The organism is Actinospica durhamensis, assembly GCF_018139695.1.
Lineage (GTDB): Bacteria > Actinomycetota > Actinomycetes > Streptomycetales > Catenulisporaceae > Actinospica > Actinospica durhamensis.
In genome coordinates this window covers 33591-50997 of record NZ_JAGSOG010000006.1, presented here as the reverse complement: position 1 = coordinate 50997, position 17407 = coordinate 33591, and the positions used below count along the sequence as shown (strand labels likewise).

Below are 17407 nucleotides of genomic sequence, written 5' to 3'. Positions count from 1 at the left end.
ATCGCTCCTGGTCTGCGATCGTCGCCACATTCGCGCTGTTGTGCGCGGCTCTTGTGTGCGCTCCCACCGCCTTCGCGGCGACCACAAGCGCCAACCTCATCGTCGACGGCGACGCCAACGCCGGCTACTGCACCACCGACTGGACCGCCGCCACCACGATGCCCGGCTGGCAGGTCGAGTCCGGCAGCCCCGACGTCGTCTGCTCCTCGGCGGGCAGCTTCGGCTACCCCTCCGGCGCGAGCGCCGATCCGGCCTTCTTCGCGCCGGGGAACCAGGGTGACGGCTCCATCGAGCAGACGGTCGACGTCGCGTCGGCGGCCGCCGCGATCGACGCCGGGGGCGTCACCTTCAACCTCTCGGGCTGGCTCGGCGGCTGGACCACCTACTCCGGCTACACCGAGGTGACCGCCGAGTTCCTCGGCACCACCGGCGCACAGTTGGGCACCGCCGCGTCGCTGCCCACCGTCACCGAGTCCCAGCGCGGTGGTGCGACGGAGTTCCTCGCCCGCTCGGCCACCGGCGCGGTCCCGACGGGCACGCGCTCGATCCTGGTACAGCTGGCGTTCGTCGACAGCTCCAGCGAAGGCGGATACGCCGAGCACCTGTCGCTGACGCTCAACACCCCGCTCGCCGCGCCCACGCTCGCTCCGCCCGCGTCCTCGGTCCCCGGCTACAGCCACGTGTTCACGATCATGATGGAGAACACCGACTACAACGAGGTCGTGAACAACCCGACGGACACGCCGTACCTCCACACTCTGATGTCCGAGGGCGCGACGATGGCGAACTACCACGCCGTCTACCACCCCAGCGACGAGAACTACATGGCGATCGCGGGTGGCGACACCTATGCGACCGGCGCCACGTACTGGCCGAACATCAAGGACCCGAACAAGAACATCGGGGACGAGCTCGTGGCCAAGGGCGAGACCTGGAAGGCGTACGAGCAGGGCATGGGCACACCGTGCAACACCACCACGAAGTACGACTCGTACTACGAGCCCGATGACGCCCCGTTCATCAACTTCACCGACGTCTCCGGGAACTCCGCCTACTGCCAGGCGCACCTGTTCGACACCAGCCAGCTCACCACCGACCTGGCCAGCGCGTCGAGCACGCCGAACTTCGCGTGGATCGCGGCCGACGACTACTACGACGGCGAGTCCTCCGGCAACGGCTCGGCCACCAGCCTGCAGGTCCAGGACGGCTGGCTCAAGCAGACCGTCGCGCCCATCCTCGCCTCGCCGGCCTGGACCACGCAGAAGTCGCTGCTGGTCATCACGTGGGACGAGGACGAGAGCGAGCCGGACAACCACGTCGCCACGATCGTCCTCGGCTCGCAGGGCACGGTCCCGGCCGGCACGGTCAGCAACTCCCGGTACGACCACTACAGCACCGGACGCACCATCGAGCAGGCCCTCGGCATCGCGCCGATCACCGCGAACGACGAGTACGCGACCCCGCTCAACGACGCGTTCACCGGCACCGGTTCCGCGCCGGCGCCGAGCACGATCACCCCGGGCAGCACGACGGTCGCGGCCGGGCAGGCCCTGACGGTCGCGTACCAGACCACGGCGGGCAACGCGAACTCCGAGAACTGGATCGGCCTCTACCCGCTCGGCGTGACTCCGGGTTCGCAGAGCTCGAGCGCGTGGGAGTGGGCCGCGGGCACCGGCGGCACGGCCACCTTCCCGGCGAGCTCCCTGCCCGCCGCCGGAACATACGCGCTCTGGTACCTCTACGACGACGGCTACAGCGTGCTCGCCGGGCCGACCGACATCACGATTCAGTAGATCAGGCAGCCGGTAGATCAAAGTCCGCAGATCCGGGCCGCCGTTCTCGGCCGGCCCGGATCCGGCCGCGCGGCGGGGTAACGCGACGTCGCGCGGCGCCTGATACGCCGTACAGGGGAAAAGGAGACGGCCGAACCGCACCGCACGGCACGCCACGTCGCGCCCGCATGGGAAGTCTGATATCGAATGTCCTGATTAGCCCATCTTCAGCACGCCGCGAGGCGCCGACATGACAGTCGAGGAAGATCATGGCCTGGACGTTCAGCTATCGGGCGGCGGTGACGACGTCCGTCGTCGGCGCGGTCGCCCTCGTCTCCGCCGTGCTGCCGCCGGCCCAAGCGGCGGCGCGGAACACGGGAACGCAGACGACGGCGAACACCGCGACGGCGGGGGTGGGCTCCGGCCCGTCCACGCCGCTCCCGCCGCGCCTGCCGCGCGACTTCCGCGGCAAGGGCACCTGGATCGTCCGTGACCTGCGCATCACGGTGCCGTTCACCTGGGAGGGCCGGAACGGCGAGAGCCAGATGACCGCCGGGGGCCCGCAGTACCCGATCTGGTTCACCAACCTGATCTTCCACGGCTCGTTCTACACCCTGACGTACAAGTGGCCCGGCCTGACCTCGCATCCCTGCGACCGCATCCCGGGCTTCGACCTCGACCTGCTGAACAGGGCACTGCGCAGTGCGCGCTTCGTCGGCCCCGAGATCCTGCAGACGAACCCCGAACGCCGCGTCGACCATTGGCGCGTCGGCGTCGTCGTGCCGCAGCTGCCGCCCGGGAAGTTCCTGCGGTTCCCGCTCGCGCTCGGGGACGTCTACGTGGACCAGGACAACCGGGGCACGTTCCGGCAGGTCCTGCAGTTCGGCATCCAGAACCTCTTCGATCCCCAACTGGACGAGTGGCTCCAGATGCGCACGTTCGAGCACAAGCCCGGCGTGGTCACCCTCCCCCGGCGCTGCTCGGCGCCGAACGCCTGAGCGCGCACCCGGACCCGCTCAGCTCCAGAAGGCGTCGTCGGCATCCTGGTCCTCGACGCACTCGTCGAGGTCGGTGATCTTGGGGCCGACGACGCGGAAGACGATGCCGCCCATCGCGTCCAGTTCGCGTCCGCGCCGCCGACCGGTGACGTGGTGGACGGACATGACGTGCCCGCGGCCGTCGGTGAACAGGTTCTGGAGTTCGACGCGCAACGTCCCGTCGGTCTCGGCGGCGAGCTGCCCGTAGTACTCGATGACCGCGTCCAGGCCCTTGTAGTCGCCGGAGAGGCTGTGGCTGCCGGGCACATGATGGGTGCAGTCGCTGGTCATGAGCGCGGACAGCGCCGCCACGTCTCCGCGCGAGAAGGCCTCGTAACCCTTGCGGACCAGCGCTGCGTGCGGGTGCTCTGCCATGGGGATCATCCCTTCCCTCTCGGATGCACACGGTGATCGCCCCCGCTCACCACTCTAGTCACCTCGTTCCCGGCCTGCCGGTCGGGAACGTGAGAGCGTGAGACCCCAGGTCGCTGGCACATGTCACCCCTGCTCCCCCGCATCTGGCAGCTGCGCGAAATGCGAAATCCGCATCGTCAGATGACGCCGCGGACGGGGGCCGTCACGCCGCGCACCCCGCCCGGCTCCCTGCGGCCCAGCGGGTGGAGCACCAGTCCTGCTCGGAGGCTTTGAGCAGGTCCTCGATCTCCCCGGCGGCCGGGAGCGGGCCGTGGTCGCCGGGTACGGACAGGGCGCTGGCGGCGGTGATGTGTCCGAGCCGCAGGCAGCGGTGCACCGGCTCTCCGCGCAGGATGCCGGTCAGGAAGCCCGCCGCGAACGCGTCGCCCGCGCCGACCGGTTCGACGACGTCGACGGCGAGCGCGGGTACGCGGGCCTGCGCGTCGCCGAAGAACGCCGTGGCCGATCGCGCGCCGTCCTTGACGACCAGGATCCTCGGGGAGGGGAGCAGGCTTCGTACGTCGCCGGGCTCGCGCAGGGCGCTTCCCCACAGTTCCTGCGCCTCGTCGAGTCCGACGAACACGATGTCGGCGGACTGGGCCAGCGCGCGCAGCAGCGGCGCCGCGCTCTCCTGCCACACGGCCGGCCGGTAGTTCACGTCGAAGCTGACGGTCGGACGCTCGCCACCGAGCGCGGCTTCCACCAGGCGCCGGCAGGTCGGCGAGAGCGCGGGGGTGATTCCGGTGAAGTGCCACAGGCTCGCGGTGCGCAGCGCGGCTTCGTCGAGCACGTACGGTCCCATCGCCGAGGCCGCGGAACCCTTCCGGTAATAGGAGACCCGCGTGCCGCCGTTCCTCGCCGGGTCCTTCGGGCTCTTGAACAGCAGCCCGGTGGGCCGCCTCGAATCCGTCCGCACGGCCGAGACGTCGACCCCGCCTTCGCTCACCCGCCGCAGCACCCGGCGGCCGAATGCGTCGTCACCGAGCCTTGACACCCAGCGCGCGTCGATGCCGTGGTCGGCGAGGTACATCGCCACGTTGGACTCGGCGCCCGCAGTGTCGAGCGCGAGGGTGTCGGCGGTGTCCAGGGCGGCCTCGTCCGGCGGGAAGAAGGAGACCATTGTTTCGCCGACGCAGGCGACGGTGTGTCTCCCGTCGCGTGCGGGGGGCCGCCAGGTGAGATCCTGCTCCGGCGCGGTCATCGTGGCACCCCACTCTCACTGCGGAAGGCCGCGGCCGGGAAACCGGGCACGTCGACGGGCACGGTGAAGACCGCGCCGTCGTGCTCTGCGGGCGCGTTCAGTCCGTAGCGCGCCGTCGTGACGTACAGCAGCCGCCCGTCCGGACCGCCGAGGCACACGCTCGCCGGCTGCTCGGCCGGCAGTTCCACGACGCGGTCGGGCCTGCCGTCGGGCAGATACCGACGCACCGTCCCACTGCCCCAACACGCCACCCACACCCCGCCCTCGCGATCCACGGTCATCCCGTCGGGTCCGCCCGGCAGGTCGGCGAAGTCGGCGAAGAGCTCACGCTCACTCAGGCCGCCGGTCGACGCGTCGACGCGATAACGGTGAACGAGGCCGCGCCCGGTGTCGGCGAGGTACATCGTCGCGCCGTCCTCGGTGAAGGCCGGGCCGTTCGGGATCGAGATCCGGTCGAGGACCCGAGTGACGGTGCCGTCGCGGTCGACGCGATAGAGCGAGCCGGCGTCCGCGGTCGCGTCATAGGCCATGGTGCCGAACCAGAACCGGCCCGCGGCATCGGCCGTCGCGTCGTTGACGCGCAGCGCCGCCGAGGGGATCGCGGCCGGACCGGGCGCGGTGCGCACGATCCAGTCGAGGTCGACCCGGTCCGTGCCCACGCCTGTCAGCATGCACACACCCGTGCCCACGGCCGCGATCCACGCGTTCGGCCTCGCGTGGATCGGGGCCACCGCGCCGAGCGGCTCGTCGAGTTCGGCGAGCACGGCCGTCCCGGTCCCGGCCGGGTCGGGCGCGAGCAGGCGTCCGCGCAGCAGGTCGACCAGCACGAGACGCCCCGACCCAGCGAGCACCCTCGCTCAGCTCGAGCCGCTCGGTCCACGGCGAAGCAGGCCCCTGCGCCATCAGGCGATCTCGGCGGCCGCGAGGAAGGCGCGGATGCGCGCGCGCAGCGTGCCCGGGTCGCCGCCGTCCGCGGCGTCGCCGATCAGCGGACTGCCGACGCCGACGGCCAACGCGCCGAGTTCGAGGTAGCGTCGAGCGGCCGGGGCGTCCACGCCGCCGACCGGGACGAAGGGCACCTCGGGGAACGGGGCGCGCAGGGCGCGCAGATACTCCGGACCGCCCATGGCCGAGGCGGGGAAGAGCTTGACCGCGTCGGCGCCGGCGGCGCGGGCCGCGATCACCTCGGTGGGGGTGAGCGCGCCGGCGATCGTGGGCAGGCCGAGGTCGCGGGCCTGCCGCACCCCGTCGCCGAGGCCCGGGGTCACGATGAACTCGGCGCCGGCGGCCTGGGCCTCGCGCGCGTCCCGGGCGGTGACGACCGTGCCGGCGCCGAGGACGGCCTCGGCACCCAGTTCGGCGCGGGCCCGGGAGATGACCTCGAGCGCCTTGTCCGAGGTGAGGGAGACCTCGATCAGGCCGACGCCCTCGCGGGCGAGCACGAGGACGGTTTCGAGGACTGACTCGGCGTGTCCACCGCGCACGATGGCAAGCAGGCGCCGCTCGCGCAGCAGGGCGGGTAGATCCATGGTCTCAGGCTCCGTTTTCGTGACGGTGGGCGGCGATGGTCAGGCGCCAGCGGACTTCTCCGGACGCCGGGGTGAGCGCGCAGTCTCCGTCGCCGGCGTCGGCGAGGTCGAAGACCCGGCCCAGCATCGGTTCGACGCCGGTGCTGCGGTACGGCCCTTCCGGTGGGAATCCGGCGAGGTTGCGCCACAGCGCGATGCCCGTCGGCTGTCCCTCGGCCCGCACGGACATGCGCAGGCTGTCGGTGCCGTCGCGCACGACGGCGGTCGCGGACTCACCGGCCCGGCCCGGCCGGTACATCACGGCGCCGATGGCGCTGCCGTCGTCCGGGCCGAGGGTGTCCAGGCGGACACCGGCGGGTGCGGGCCAGTCCCCTTCGATCCAGCCGGCGCCGGCGGGCCAGGGCCGGTCGAGGTGCGGCGCCGCTTCAGGGTAGACGCGCGCCGTGACGCCGTCTTCGATCCGAAGCAGAGCGTTGCTGCTCAGGTCCAGCAGCGCGTGCCCGGCCCAGAGGAAGCGGAATCCGGGTTCGGCGACGAGCCGGTAGTCGGCGACGACGACTCCCCCGCGCACCTCGATGCGCCGGCTGAGCTCGAACTCGGCGCAATGCACGACGTGGTCGAGCCCTGACGCACCGGTGGGGGTCCAGGCCCTGCTCCAGGCGTCGCCGTGGTCCGGCGTCCCGCGCACGGTCGGGACGCACTCCTCGAACCCGCCGGCGTCCGCGAAGTCGTCGCCGACGCGCACGCCCGCACGCCGCGGTTCGTCGCGATGCCAGAGCCATTCCCGTCCGCCGCCGTGCAGCGAGGTCCACCGGCCGCCGTGGCCGGCATCCACCCGCACGGTCAGCGCGACGGCTTGGGCCTCGGTATCGGCGTCGACATCGGTATCGGCGTCGGCATCGGTATCGGCGTCGGCATCGGCATCGGGCTGGGGCCGGCGCGTGCTCAGGCTCACCACTCGGCCAGGGTTCCGTCGGGGTGGCGCCAGACGGGGTTGCGCCACTTGTGCGCGGCGTCGCGGTCGGCGGCGCGCACGGCGGCCTCGTCCACGGTCACCCCCAGCCCCGGCTGCTGCCCGCGCACGGCGTGTCCGTCGACGAACCGGAACGGCTCGGGATCGACGACGTAGGAGAGCAGGTCGGCGTCCTTGTTGTAGTGGATGCCGAGGCTCTGCTCCTGGATCAGCAGGTTGGGGGTCGCGAAGCCGACCTGCAGGCTGGCGGCCAGCGCGATCGGTCCGAGCGGGCAGTGCGGGGCGAAGAGCGCGCCGAAGGTGTCGGCGAGCGAGGCGATCCGGGTGACCTCGCTGATGCCGCCCGCGTGCGAGAGATCGGGCTGCACGACGGCCGTCCCGGCCTGGAGTACCGGCAGGAAGCCCGCTCTGCCGTATATTCGCTCGCCGGTCGCCAGCGGCACCGGGCTCGCCTCGACCAGCGAGGCCAGCGCGTGCTGGTGTTCGGGCAGCACCGGCTCCTCCACGAACAGCGGGCGGAACGGGGCGAGCTCCGGCAGCACGCGCCGCGCGGTGGCCGGGGTGAACCGGCCGTGGCAGTCCAGCGCGAAGTCCCGGTCCGGACCGAGGCACTCGCGCGCGGCGGCCGCGCGGGCGACCACCGCGTCGACCTCGGCGGAGCTCGCGATCGGCGACATCCGTCCGCAGGCGTTCAGCTTCACCGCGGTGAATCCGGCCTCGACCTGCGCCGCGATCCCGTCGGCGAGCTCGTCCGGCTCGTCCCCGCCGACCCAGGCGTAGACCCGGATGAGGTCGCGCACCGGACCGCCGAGCAGCGCGTGCACGGGCGCGTCGTAGGCCTTGCCCGCGATGTCCCACAGGGCCTGGTCGATCCCTGCGACGGCGCTGCTGAGCACCGGACCGTCCCGGTAGAAGCCGGCCTTGGTCAGCACCTGCCAGTGGTCCTGGATCCGCAGCGGATCCTGCCCGATCAGGTACTCGGCGAACACCTCCACCGCGGCGCGCACCACCTCGGCGCGCCCCTCGACCACGGGCTCGCCCCAACCGACGAGCCCGTCGTCGGTCTCGATGCGGCAGAACAGCCACCGCGGCGGGACGAGGAAGGTCTCGATCCTGGTGATCTTCACTTGCCGTCCGATCCAGGGCGCACCCGCTCTTCGTCGGTGACCGCCTTGTCGAGCAGGGCGCGCATGGCCGCCTCGGCCGCATCCGCGTCGCGCACCCGCACCGCGTCGAGGACCGCGCGGTGGCTGGGCACCGGGTCGTCGGACACGTCCGCGGTGCCGTGCACCAGCTGGTCGCGGGCGGCGAGCGCGGACTCGAGCACGGTCTGCATCCGGTCGAGCAGTTCGTTGTGCGTCGCGCTGAGCAGCGCGCGGTGGAAGGAGAGGTCCGCGTCGACCTCGGCGCGCGGCGTGCCCGCGCCGGACATCGCCTCCAGTGCGGCGTCGAGCCGGGCGAGGTCCTCGTCGGTGCGCCGCGCCGCGGCCAGGCGCACCGCGGCCGGCTCGATGATGCCGCGCACCTCGTCGAGGCTGCGCAGCAGCGAGGTGTCGGCCTCCGCGCTGAACTGCCAGCGCAGCACGTCCGGGTCGAGCAGATTCCAGTCCGCGCGCGGGCGCACGTAGGTGCCTCGCTTCTGGCGGGCGTCCACCAGTCCCTTGGCCGCCAGCACCTTGAGCGACTCGCGCAGGGCGGTCAGGCTGACGCCGAGCTCCTCCTGCAGCTCGCCGAGGTCGAGCGTGGCGCCCTCCGGCAGCGTGCCGCTGAGCACGCGGCGGGCGATGGTGTCCACGGTCTGGCCGTGCACCCCGCGGTTTCCATACAGCGACATGTCCTACGTGTCCTTACTTCTTTCGAGTTCCAGGACTGAGTCTCAGGCCGAGGCTTTGGCGACGGACCAGCCGCCGTCGACCACGAGGCTCGCCCCGGTGATGAACGAGGCCTCGGGTCCGGCCAGGAAGGCGACCGCGGCCGCCACCTCCGCCGCGGTGCCGAAGCGCCCGGCGGGGGTGGAGCGGATGCTCAGTTCGCGGTCGGCCTCTTCGACCCTGTCCCACGCGGCGGTCATCACCGGTCCGGGCAGGACGGCGTTGACGCGCACGCGCGGCGCGTACTCGACCGCGAGCTGACCGCACAGCGCGAGCAGCGCTCCCTTGGTGGCGGCGTAGGCCGGGTGGCCGGGCAGGCCGAAGCGGGCGTGCACCGAGGAGACCAGCACCACGCTGCCGCCGTGTTCCCGCATCTCCGGCAGGACCGCGCGCACACCCAGGAACGCGCCGGTGAGGTTGACCCCCAGCTGCCGGTCCCAGGAGTCGCGGGTGGTCTCGTGCGCGGCGGCGACGTCGACCGTGAACGCGTTGCTGACCAGGACGTCCACCGGCCCGAAGGCGTGTGCGGCCTCGATGACGCGCGCCCAGTCCGCCTCGGCCGCGACGTCGGCCCGCACGAAGGCCGCGCGGCCCCCGGCGTCGGTGATCCGCCGGGCGACCGCTTCACCCGTGGCCGAGGTGTCGGCGAGGACGACGGCGGCGCCGTCCGCCGCGAGGCGTTCGGCCGTCGCCGCCCCGATCCCGGACGCGGCGCCGGTGACCACGGCGACCCCGCCTCCGCCCGGGCCGACGGACACGCCGCTCGCCGCGCCGCCGCTTGCACGCTCACTCATCGGGCGCTGGCTCCTCACTCCCGGACACCGGGTTCTGATCAGACGTACAGTAATGAAGCATCTTTACTCGCTTCGGGCGTGGTGCGCCGCGCCCTCAGCATCGCCGCAGTACCACCGCGTCGGCGTCGAATCCGGGACGCCACGCGCAGGGAAGTCCGGCATGGGTCAGATGGATCGCGCCGTACTCGACGCCGGTGGACTCGTCCCGATAGCGCGCGGCGGGGTCGAGCCCGCGCAGCCGCAGCCGGTCCGGGCGCCCGGGCAGCAGCGGCAGCCCGCCGAGCGCGCCGCTGTTCCAGGCCAGGACGATCTCGTGCGAGCCGTCCGGGGCCGAGTACTGCACCCCGCAGGTGTCCTCGCGCGGAGCGCCGAGGAGATGGACCTCGCCCCGGTGCAGGGTCTCACGCCACCCCTTGTAGCGCGCGATCCACTGCGCGGCCTCGGCACGCTCCTCAGCCGACCAGGCCCTGATGTCGGCGCCGATGCCGAGGACGCCGGCCATCGCGGTGACGAAGCGGAAGCGCAGCGAGCGCGGCCGGGTGTCGAAGTACCCTGCGGAATCGGTGACCCAGGAGCTCATCACCTGCGGCGCGTGGGCGTGCAGGAAGCCGTACTGGATCGCCAGCCGGTCCTGCGGGCCGGTGTTGTCGCTGGGCCACACGACGTCGGTGGCGGCGACGGCGGCCGCGTCGGCGCGCCCTCCCCCGCCGGCGCAGCCCTCGACCAGCACGTGCGGATGCTCGCGGCGCAGCGTGCTCAGGATCCGGTGGTAGTTGGCCACGTGCCCGGCGTCCAGATCGAGGGCGCGCGGGAGCGGATCGCCGCGGCGGCCGCGCTCGGTCGGCGGGCGGTTCATGTCCCACTTCAGATAGCTGATCGGATAGTCGGTCAGCAGCTTGCGCAGCCAGGAGAGCACGTGCGCGCAGACCTCCTCGCGGCCGAGGTCGAGCAGGAGCTGGTTGCGGATCAGCGTGACCGGGCGGCCGTCGATCCCGTAGACCCAGTCGGGGTGCTCGGCGAGCAGGCGCGATCCGGGGCTGACCGCCTCCGGCTCCACCCAGAGGCCGAAGTCCAGTCCGAGACCGCGGACCTTCTCGACGAAGGCGCCGAAGCCGTCGGGGAACGCCGCGGGGTCCGGCTCCCAGTCGCCGAGCCCGGCCGTGTCGTCGGGGCGGTCGGTGAACCAGCCGTCGTCCACGACGAACAGTTCGGCGCCGAGCGAGGCGGCGATGCCGGCGAGCTCGAGCTGCCCGTCCTGCTCCACGTCGAATCCGGTGGCCTCCCACGAGTTGTAGAGCACCGGCCGCGGCCGCAGGCCCCGTTCCCCGCTCTCCAGCCGCTCGTGCGCGTGCCAGACCCGGGCCAGGCCGCCGAGGCCTTCCTGGCTGAACGCGAGCAGCAGGTGCGGAGTCGTCAGGGTACTGCCGGCGGGCAGCAGCACCTCGCCCTCGTGCGGCTCGCGGCCGGCCCGCACCCGCAGCAGCCGACCGGAGTCCACCTGCGCGTCGATGTGCCAGGAGCCGGACCAGGCGAGCGAGACCCCCCAGGTCGGCGTCGCCGGGCCGTCCGCGTCCGCGGAGTCCTGCACGGCCAGCCACGGCGCGTACTCGTGGCCTGACACGCCCTGGGTGCTGCCGAGGGCGAACCCGCCGCGCTCCAGCTCCACCTGCTCGAGCCTGAACTCCTGCACCCACTGCCCGACCAGGTAGGTCAGCCGGGCGCCCGCGGACACCGGGACGTTGACCGCGGCGGAGTCCAGCCGGTGCGCCAGCAGGTCGCCCTCGCCGGTGTTGGCCAGTTCGACCCAGCGCCGGATCACGTCGGTGCCGGGCACGACGCGGTAGCACAGCTCGGCTTCGAGGCCGAGCTGCTCGTCGGCGAACGCCAGCCGAAGCTCCCCCGCGTCCGCGCTCCGCTCGCCGGCGAAGGTCCACCAGCTGCCGCGCTCGCCGCCCGGCCGGCGCACATCCAGTTCCGCGCCGCCGAACGGCCGCAGCCCGAACGGGAGGTACTCGGCCGGGGCGGCGTCGGCCGCCGTGCGGAACGGGGTCCGGCCGTGCCCGGCCAGCGGGGACGGGCCGTCCTCCACGCCGATCGGTCCCCAGGCCGACAGCTCGGCCCACCGACCGTGTTCGGGCACTTCGACGGTGTAGGAGCTCGTCGCGGTGCGCAGAGTCCAACGGTTCACTTGACGGCTCCCAGGTTCAGGCCGGCGATGAAGTGGCGCTGGAAGCGCAGGAACACGGCCACGGTCGGGATCGCGGCGATGACCGAGCCGGCCGCGATCACGTTCCAGTACGACACGTACTGACCCTGCAGGCTCAGCAGCGCCGGGGTGACCGGCATCTTGGACTGGGTGATCAGCACCGTGATCGGCCACAGCAGGTCGTTGAAGACCCAGGTGAACGAGAGCGCGCCGAGCGCCGCAAGGGCCGGGCGGGTGAGCGGCAGCACGATCCGCCAGTAGATCTGGAACGCCCCCGCGCCGTCGAGCAGCGCGGCCTGCTGGATCTCGGCCGGGATCGTGCGCATGAAGCCCTGCAGCACGAACACGTAGAAGCCGAGGCCGAAGCCCACCTCCACCGCGATCAGCGTGGGCAGCGAGTCGTAGAGGCCGAACACCTGGCTCAGCTTCGCCACCGGCACCAGCAGGATCTGCGGGGGCAGCAGGTTGCCGCCGAGCATCACCAGGATCAGCGTGCGGCGCAGCGGGATCTTGTAGCGGCTGAGCGCGAAGGCCGCCATCGAGGCGAGCAGCAGCGTCAGCGCGACGGCCGGAACGCTCACGATCGCGCTGTTGATCAGCGCCTGCTGCATCCCGCCGCCGGACCAGGCCGCGCTGTAGTTGTCCGGGGCGAAGGAGTGCGGCAGGGCGTTGAGGCCGTTGCCGAGCACGTCGTCGGTCGAGCGGAAGCTGATCACCAGGATCAGCGCGATCGGCAGGAACCACAGCAGCGAGAGCGCGCTCGCGCCGGTGTGGAACCCGATCGTGCGCAGCCGCTTGCCGAGCGGCCGGCGCGCTCTGGCCGGGCGCGCGGCGAGGGAGTCCGGGGAGACGGTGGCGGCCATCAGTCGCTCTCCTTGAATGCGCGGACCAGGTAGCTGACGATGACGCCGAACGCGAGCACGAAGATCGCCACGGCCAGGGCGCAGCCGTAGCCGAAGTCGGTGTTCACGAAGGCGGTCTGGTACATGTACGTGCTGAGCAGCTGCGAGGAGTTGTAGGGCCCGCCCTGGGTCAGCGACCAGACCACGTCGAACGAACGCAGCGAGTCGATGATGATCACCGAGACCACCACGGCGTTGACGCTGCGCAGCTGAGGCAGGGTCACGTTCCGGAACTGCTGCCAGGCCGACGCGCCGTCCACCTTGGCCGCCTCGTAGAGCGCCGGGTCGATCCCCTTGAGCCCGGCCAGGTAGAGCACCATGACGTAGCCGATCTCGCGCCAGAGCGCGGGCACGATCTGCGCGTAGAGCGCGGTGCTCGGGTTCGCCAGCCACGCGTGCTGCCAGCCGCCGAGTCCGACGGCGGAGAGCACCCCGTTGAGCACGCCGTTCGGCTGGTACAGGGTCTGCCACATCAGCGCGGTGGCCGTCAGCGAGAAGACGACGGGCAGGAACAGCGCCGCCCGGTAGATCGCGATACCGCGGCGCTCGCGCTGCAGGAACAGCGCCGCGCCGAGCCCGCCGGCCGCGGACAGCCCGCCGAAGAGCACCAGCCACAGCGCGGTGTCCTCCAGCGCCTTGCGGAAGACCGGGTCGCCGGCCATCTGCCGGTAGTTGGCCAGGCCCGCGAAGGTCGGCGGGTTCACGCCGTTCCAGTGGGTCAGCGAGATGTAGAAGCCCTGGATGGCCGGCCAGAACACGCTGACCGCTTCCACCAGCAGCGGGATCAGGACGAACCCGATGATGAGCGGGGACGGGCGCGAGGGCCCGCGCCGGTGTGGACGGCGGGGCCGGACCGCCGCGCGCAGCGCGGCGGTCACGGGTCGCGCCTCGGTTGTCGCGACGGTCATGCGGTCTTCCACACCTGCTCCGCCTGGGACTGCCAGGTCGTCAGAATCGAGCTGAGCTTGCCGGGGTTCTGGATGAAGTCGATCAGCGCGGTGTTCGCCGTGTTCTGCAGCGCGTCGGTCGAGTCGCGGTTGAAGAACTGGGTCAGCTGGGCGGCCTCGGCCAGCATCGACTTGCCCTTCTGCACCAGCGCCGAGGACGGAGCGGTGGCCTGCGGGTTGGCCGGGATGACCGTGCCGGAGGAGGTCGCCGTCCACAGGTTCTGCGCCGTCGGCGTCGCCATCCAGGTCATGAAGTCGAGCACGGCCGCGGCGTTGTGCGTCTTGGAGCTCGCGAACAGGCCGTCGGTCGGCGCTTCCTCGGCGTCCGGGACGGAGGGGTCGATCACCGGGAACTTGAAGAAGTCCAGGTCGTCGATCGAGCCCTTCGGCACCGCGTCGGCGAAGAAGGTGCCGGTCAGCAGCATCCCGCACTTGCCGTTGAGCAGCTGGTTCGAGGCCTCCTGCCAGCTGACCGCGGTGCCGTTGGGGTCGAAGTAGGGCAGCACCTGCTTCCAGGTGGTGAAGACGTCGACCACCTTGGGGTCGGTGAAGCTGTGCTTGCCCTGGAGCAGATCCCGGTGGAAGTCGGCGCCGTTGAGCCGGATGTTGAGGTAGTCGAACCAGGCCGCGGCCACCCAGGCGGTGCCGGTGCCCGCGCCGAGGCCGATCGGGATCGCGCCCTTGGCCTTGATGGTCGCGCACGCGTTCACGAAGTCCGACCAGGTCTTCGGCTCGCCGAGGCCCCACTTGGCGAACTGCGACTTGCGGTAGAACACACCCCACCAGTAGTAGTCGGTGGGCACGAATATCTGCTTGCCGGCCGCGTCGGTGCTCAGGGTCTTGAGCGCGGGCTGGTAGTTGTCCATGGTCTTCCAGGCGGAGCTGACGTCGAGCAGCAGGCCCTGCGAGGAGTAGTGGTCCGCGTCGTTGCCCGCGTACCAGGTGTAGATGTCCGGCGGGTTCGCAGAGGTCAGATACGTCGGGAGCAGCGGCTGGTAGGTGGTGGCCGCGACCGTGTTGAGCTTCACGGTGTACTTGCTCTGCTTGCTGTACGCGGCGACCAGTGACTGCATCGCCTGCTCGGCCAGAGGTGAGGACAGGTCCGACTGGAGGGTGACCGCGCCGCCCTGCTGGGTCGAACCGGCCGGCGCGGTGGCCGTCGCGCAGCCGCTGAGCGCGGCGGCGGCGCCCACGGCCCCCGCTCCGGCCAACAGGCCGCGACGCGAAACGGTGTAGCTGGACATGGATGACTCCCGGTGAAAGGTGAGGTGGTGCCCGAAGAAAGCAGACGGTGGCCCTGGGCCGCGATCCCGCGCGGAGCGCGGCCCGGGGCGTTCGATGCGAAGCCCGGTTCAGAGCTCGATCAGGTGGACCTGGCCGTCGATGCCGCGGTAGGTGATCCAGGCGTGGCCGTCGTCGCCGGCCGCGGCTCCGAAGGAGCCGTTGTAGACGTCACTGGTGAACTCGGCGCGCTCGAACCAGCCGCTCCATGAGCCGGAGGTCAGGTTGTCCTCCCAGGTCGTGTAGTCCGAAGCCCGGGCGAACAGGTAGACACGGCCCTCGGTCTCGAGCAGGGTCGGGCTGTCGCTCACGGTTCCGCCCAGCCCGGTCCAGCCGGACCACTGCCCCGCGGCGCTGGACGTGTCGAGCCAGACCGAGTCGTCGTCGGTGCGCACCGCGACGTACGTGGTCGTGCCGTCCGTCACCGCCGAGGGCCGGCCGTAGACGGACAGGCCGGTCGGCGGGCTCAGCGCGCTCCAGCCGCCGGTCGCCGTCAGCGTCCAGATCTGTCCGTCGGTGCCGGTACCGACCAGGGTCCACGCGTTCGGACCGGTGTAGGCCACCGTCGGGGCGTCGGCCAGGCTGCCGCCGAGCGAACTCCACCCCTGCCATGCGCCGTCGGCGAACGTGTTCCGGTAGACCTGCGCGTCGGTGCCGAGAACGAACACGTCGAGCGATCCGTCGGCGTTCGCATAGGCCGCGGGCTGTCCGACGATCTCGCCGCCGGTCGGGCCGCCGAGCTCGGTCCAGGTGCCGGACCACGCTCCGGAGTTCGTCGTGGTCTGCTCCTCGGGCCCGCCGTCGGCGCCGCGCACGAACGCCGCGGAATCGGCGTCGTTCACGTGCACCAGGGCCGGATCGGCGCTCGCCTGGCCGCCCAGGCTGCTGCCCGGGAGCGCGTCGGTGCCGGTGAGCAGCAGCATCGCGGTGCCGTCGGCCGGAACCGTGGTCGTGTACGAGGTGGTGAACGAGCCAAGGCCTTGGCGCGCGGTGAGGTCGCGGACGGAGACGCTGCCGCTCAGGCCGGCCTGCGCGAACTGGACGCTCATGCTCTGCGCGGTGTCCGAGCGGTTGAGCAGGACGACGGCGCGCCGTCCGCTGCCCGACAGGACCTTGCTGTACACGGTGCCGGTGGAGGTCGAGTCGATCGCCACGCCCTGGATGTCGAGCGGGTCCTGGTCCACGGCCAGGATCTCCGGGTTCTCCAGCACGTCGAGCATGCTCGTCGGCAGCGTCCGCGGGTCGGAGCCGAGCACGAGCGGCGAGCCCATCTCGGCCCACATCTCGAACTGGGAGGTCGACTGGGTCTCGTCGAGCTCGTATCCCCCGCCGGAGAGCTGACGCATCGGCAGGAGGTAGTCCGGGTCGTTGTAGTGGCCCGGGCCCTCGGCCTCCGGATGCGCCTCGTTGTCGTCGATGTTGCGCAGGACGTAGGGGAACTCACCGGCCGTCGGGGTGCCGTAGGCGATGTCCGTGTCCGTGCGCCAGGAGTCGGCGAGCGTCGGCCCGAAGGTGTAGTTGTCCCAGGCGTCGTAGGAGGACGGGTTCGGCTCGCCCCAGTCCGAGGTCAGCGGGTTGCACAGGTTCAGCAGCATCTTCCGGCCGGACTGCGCGACCGCCTGGCTGAACTGCGCGTAGGCCGGACCGGGATCCATGTCCTCGGCGATGCCGCACAGGAAGTCGACCTTGATCGCGTCCACGCCCCAGGAGGCGAACTCGTCCGCGTCCTGCTGGTAGTGGCCGCCGCTGGCGAGGCCGCAGTCGGCGCTGTTGTACACGCCGGCGTCGGTGTAGATGCCGAGCTTCAGGCCGCGTGCGTGCAGCCAGCCCGCCAATGCCGCGATGCCGTCGGGGAACTCGGTCGGGTTCGCGACCAGCTCCCCCTGCGCGTTGCGCGGGGTCGAGGCCTGCCAGCCGCCGTCGAGCCAGACGTAGTCGTAGCCGGAGGAGGCCAGGCCGCTGCTGAGCAGGAAGTCCGCGACGTTCTCCACCGAGCTCTCGGTCGGAGCGCCGCCGAGGGCGTAGTAGGTGTTCCAGCCCATGTACGGGGTCGGGTCCAGGCCGCTGTCGTAGTACGTGGGCGAACCCTGGCCGGTGTCGGCCGCGAGCCCGGCAGCCGCCCTGGCCGCCGCCGAACCGTGTGTATGTGTGGACGCGGCCTGCACCTTCGCGGTGCCGGCACTCGCGGCGTCGGCCTGAGCCGCCGTCGCGATCACCATCCCGGCGGCCACCGCCGCCGTAGTCCATCGCCGCGCGCTCTGCAGGGAGCGCCGCCGCCGTGCGCGGAGCGTATCTGACATGCCCTCGACTCTCCGTCGTCGTTGACTGAGGAGCTCCCACCCGGCCGAGCAGGCGTTCGGGGAGCAGTCAAGACAGTGCCGGATCCGCGTCGCCGCGTCAAGATTAATTCCTAAATAACTATTTGATGTGGCGTCAGGCCGGAGCCGGCCGCCGCCACCTGTCACCCAGAACACGGACAT

General features: G+C 71.7%; 15 protein-coding genes. 2 read left to right on the top strand and 13 right to left on the bottom strand.

Annotated elements, in window-relative coordinates; translation table 11 throughout:
* Positions 1–38 precede the first annotated feature (38 nt).
* Together KDL01_RS02460 and KDL01_RS02455 are read left to right on the top strand one after the other, a co-directional pair.
* On the top strand, positions 39–1793 hold the full coding sequence (locus KDL01_RS02460; RefSeq protein WP_212526638.1) for an alkaline phosphatase family protein: 1755 nt from the start codon (positions 39–41) through the stop codon (positions 1791–1793).
* Positions 1794–2041: 248 nt separating this feature from the next.
* A complete protein-coding gene (locus tag KDL01_RS02455) occupies positions 2042–2770 on the top strand; it encodes a hypothetical protein (RefSeq protein WP_212526637.1) in 729 nt (242 codons plus the stop codon).
* Positions 2771–2788: 18 nt separating this feature from the next.
* Here KDL01_RS02455 and KDL01_RS02450 read toward each other — a convergent pair whose 3' ends face one another.
* The 13 genes from KDL01_RS02450 to KDL01_RS02390 form a co-directional block, all read right to left on the bottom strand.
* The gene (locus KDL01_RS02450; protein ID WP_212526636.1) at positions 2789–3184 is read right to left on the bottom strand and encodes a nuclear transport factor 2 family protein; all 396 of its coding nucleotides are present in this window, start codon (positions 3182–3184) and stop codon (positions 2789–2791) included.
* Positions 3185–3386: 202 nt separating this feature from the next.
* The gene (locus tag KDL01_RS02445) at positions 3387–4424 is read right to left on the bottom strand and encodes a sugar kinase (RefSeq protein WP_212526635.1); all 1038 of its coding nucleotides are present in this window, start codon (positions 4422–4424) and stop codon (positions 3387–3389) included.
* Positions 4421–5251, bottom strand: a complete 831-nt coding sequence (locus KDL01_RS02440; RefSeq protein ID WP_212526634.1) for an SMP-30/gluconolactonase/LRE family protein — start codon at positions 5249–5251, stop codon at positions 4421–4423. Before KDL01_RS02440 ends, KDL01_RS02445 begins: the two co-directional genes overlap by 4 nt.
* A gap of 75 nt (positions 5252–5326) precedes the next feature.
* Positions 5327–5953 carry a bifunctional 4-hydroxy-2-oxoglutarate aldolase/2-dehydro-3-deoxy-phosphogluconate aldolase gene (locus KDL01_RS02435; protein ID WP_212526633.1) on the bottom strand — a complete coding sequence of 209 codons (627 nt, stop codon included), beginning with the start codon at positions 5951–5953 and terminating at the stop codon, positions 5327–5329.
* Positions 5954–5957: 4 nt separating this feature from the next.
* A complete protein-coding gene (locus tag KDL01_RS02430) occupies positions 5958–6800 on the bottom strand; it encodes a hypothetical protein (RefSeq protein WP_212526666.1) in 843 nt (280 codons plus the stop codon).
* Between the two features lie 104 nt (positions 6801–6904).
* Positions 6905–8053 carry a galactonate dehydratase gene (dgoD, locus tag KDL01_RS02425; RefSeq protein ID WP_212526632.1) on the bottom strand — a complete coding sequence of 383 codons (1149 nt, stop codon included), beginning with the start codon at positions 8051–8053 and terminating at the stop codon, positions 6905–6907.
* Positions 8050–8760, bottom strand: coding sequence for a FadR/GntR family transcriptional regulator (locus tag KDL01_RS02420; RefSeq protein WP_212526631.1), 711 nt, complete (start codon positions 8758–8760; stop codon positions 8050–8052). The genes dgoD and KDL01_RS02420 overlap by 4 nt, the downstream gene beginning before the upstream one ends.
* Before the next feature lie 42 nt (positions 8761–8802).
* Positions 8803–9591: an SDR family NAD(P)-dependent oxidoreductase gene (locus KDL01_RS02415; protein ID WP_212526630.1), complete on the bottom strand. Its 789-nt coding sequence runs from the start codon at positions 9589–9591 to the stop codon at positions 8803–8805.
* Between the two features lie 94 nt (positions 9592–9685).
* Positions 9686–11779 (bottom strand): alpha-galactosidase, encoded by a 2094-nt coding sequence (locus KDL01_RS02410; RefSeq protein ID WP_212526629.1) that lies wholly within the window; start codon positions 11777–11779, stop codon positions 9686–9688.
* Positions 11776–12660, bottom strand: coding sequence for a carbohydrate ABC transporter permease (locus tag KDL01_RS02405; protein ID WP_212526628.1), 885 nt, complete (start codon positions 12658–12660; stop codon positions 11776–11778). The genes KDL01_RS02410 and KDL01_RS02405 overlap by 4 nt, the downstream gene beginning before the upstream one ends.
* Positions 12660–13607: a carbohydrate ABC transporter permease gene (locus KDL01_RS02400; RefSeq protein ID WP_212526627.1), complete on the bottom strand. Its 948-nt coding sequence runs from the start codon at positions 13605–13607 to the stop codon at positions 12660–12662. Before KDL01_RS02400 ends, KDL01_RS02405 begins: the two co-directional genes overlap by 1 nt.
* Positions 13604–14890: an ABC transporter substrate-binding protein gene (locus tag KDL01_RS02395; protein ID WP_212526626.1), complete on the bottom strand. Its 1287-nt coding sequence runs from the start codon at positions 14888–14890 to the stop codon at positions 13604–13606. The genes KDL01_RS02400 and KDL01_RS02395 overlap by 4 nt, the downstream gene beginning before the upstream one ends.
* A 108-nt stretch (positions 14891–14998) precedes the next feature.
* Positions 14999–17227, bottom strand: a complete 2229-nt coding sequence (locus KDL01_RS02390) for a DUF8189 domain-containing protein (protein WP_212526625.1) — start codon at positions 17225–17227, stop codon at positions 14999–15001.
* Between the last annotated feature and the right edge of the window lie 180 nt (positions 17228–17407).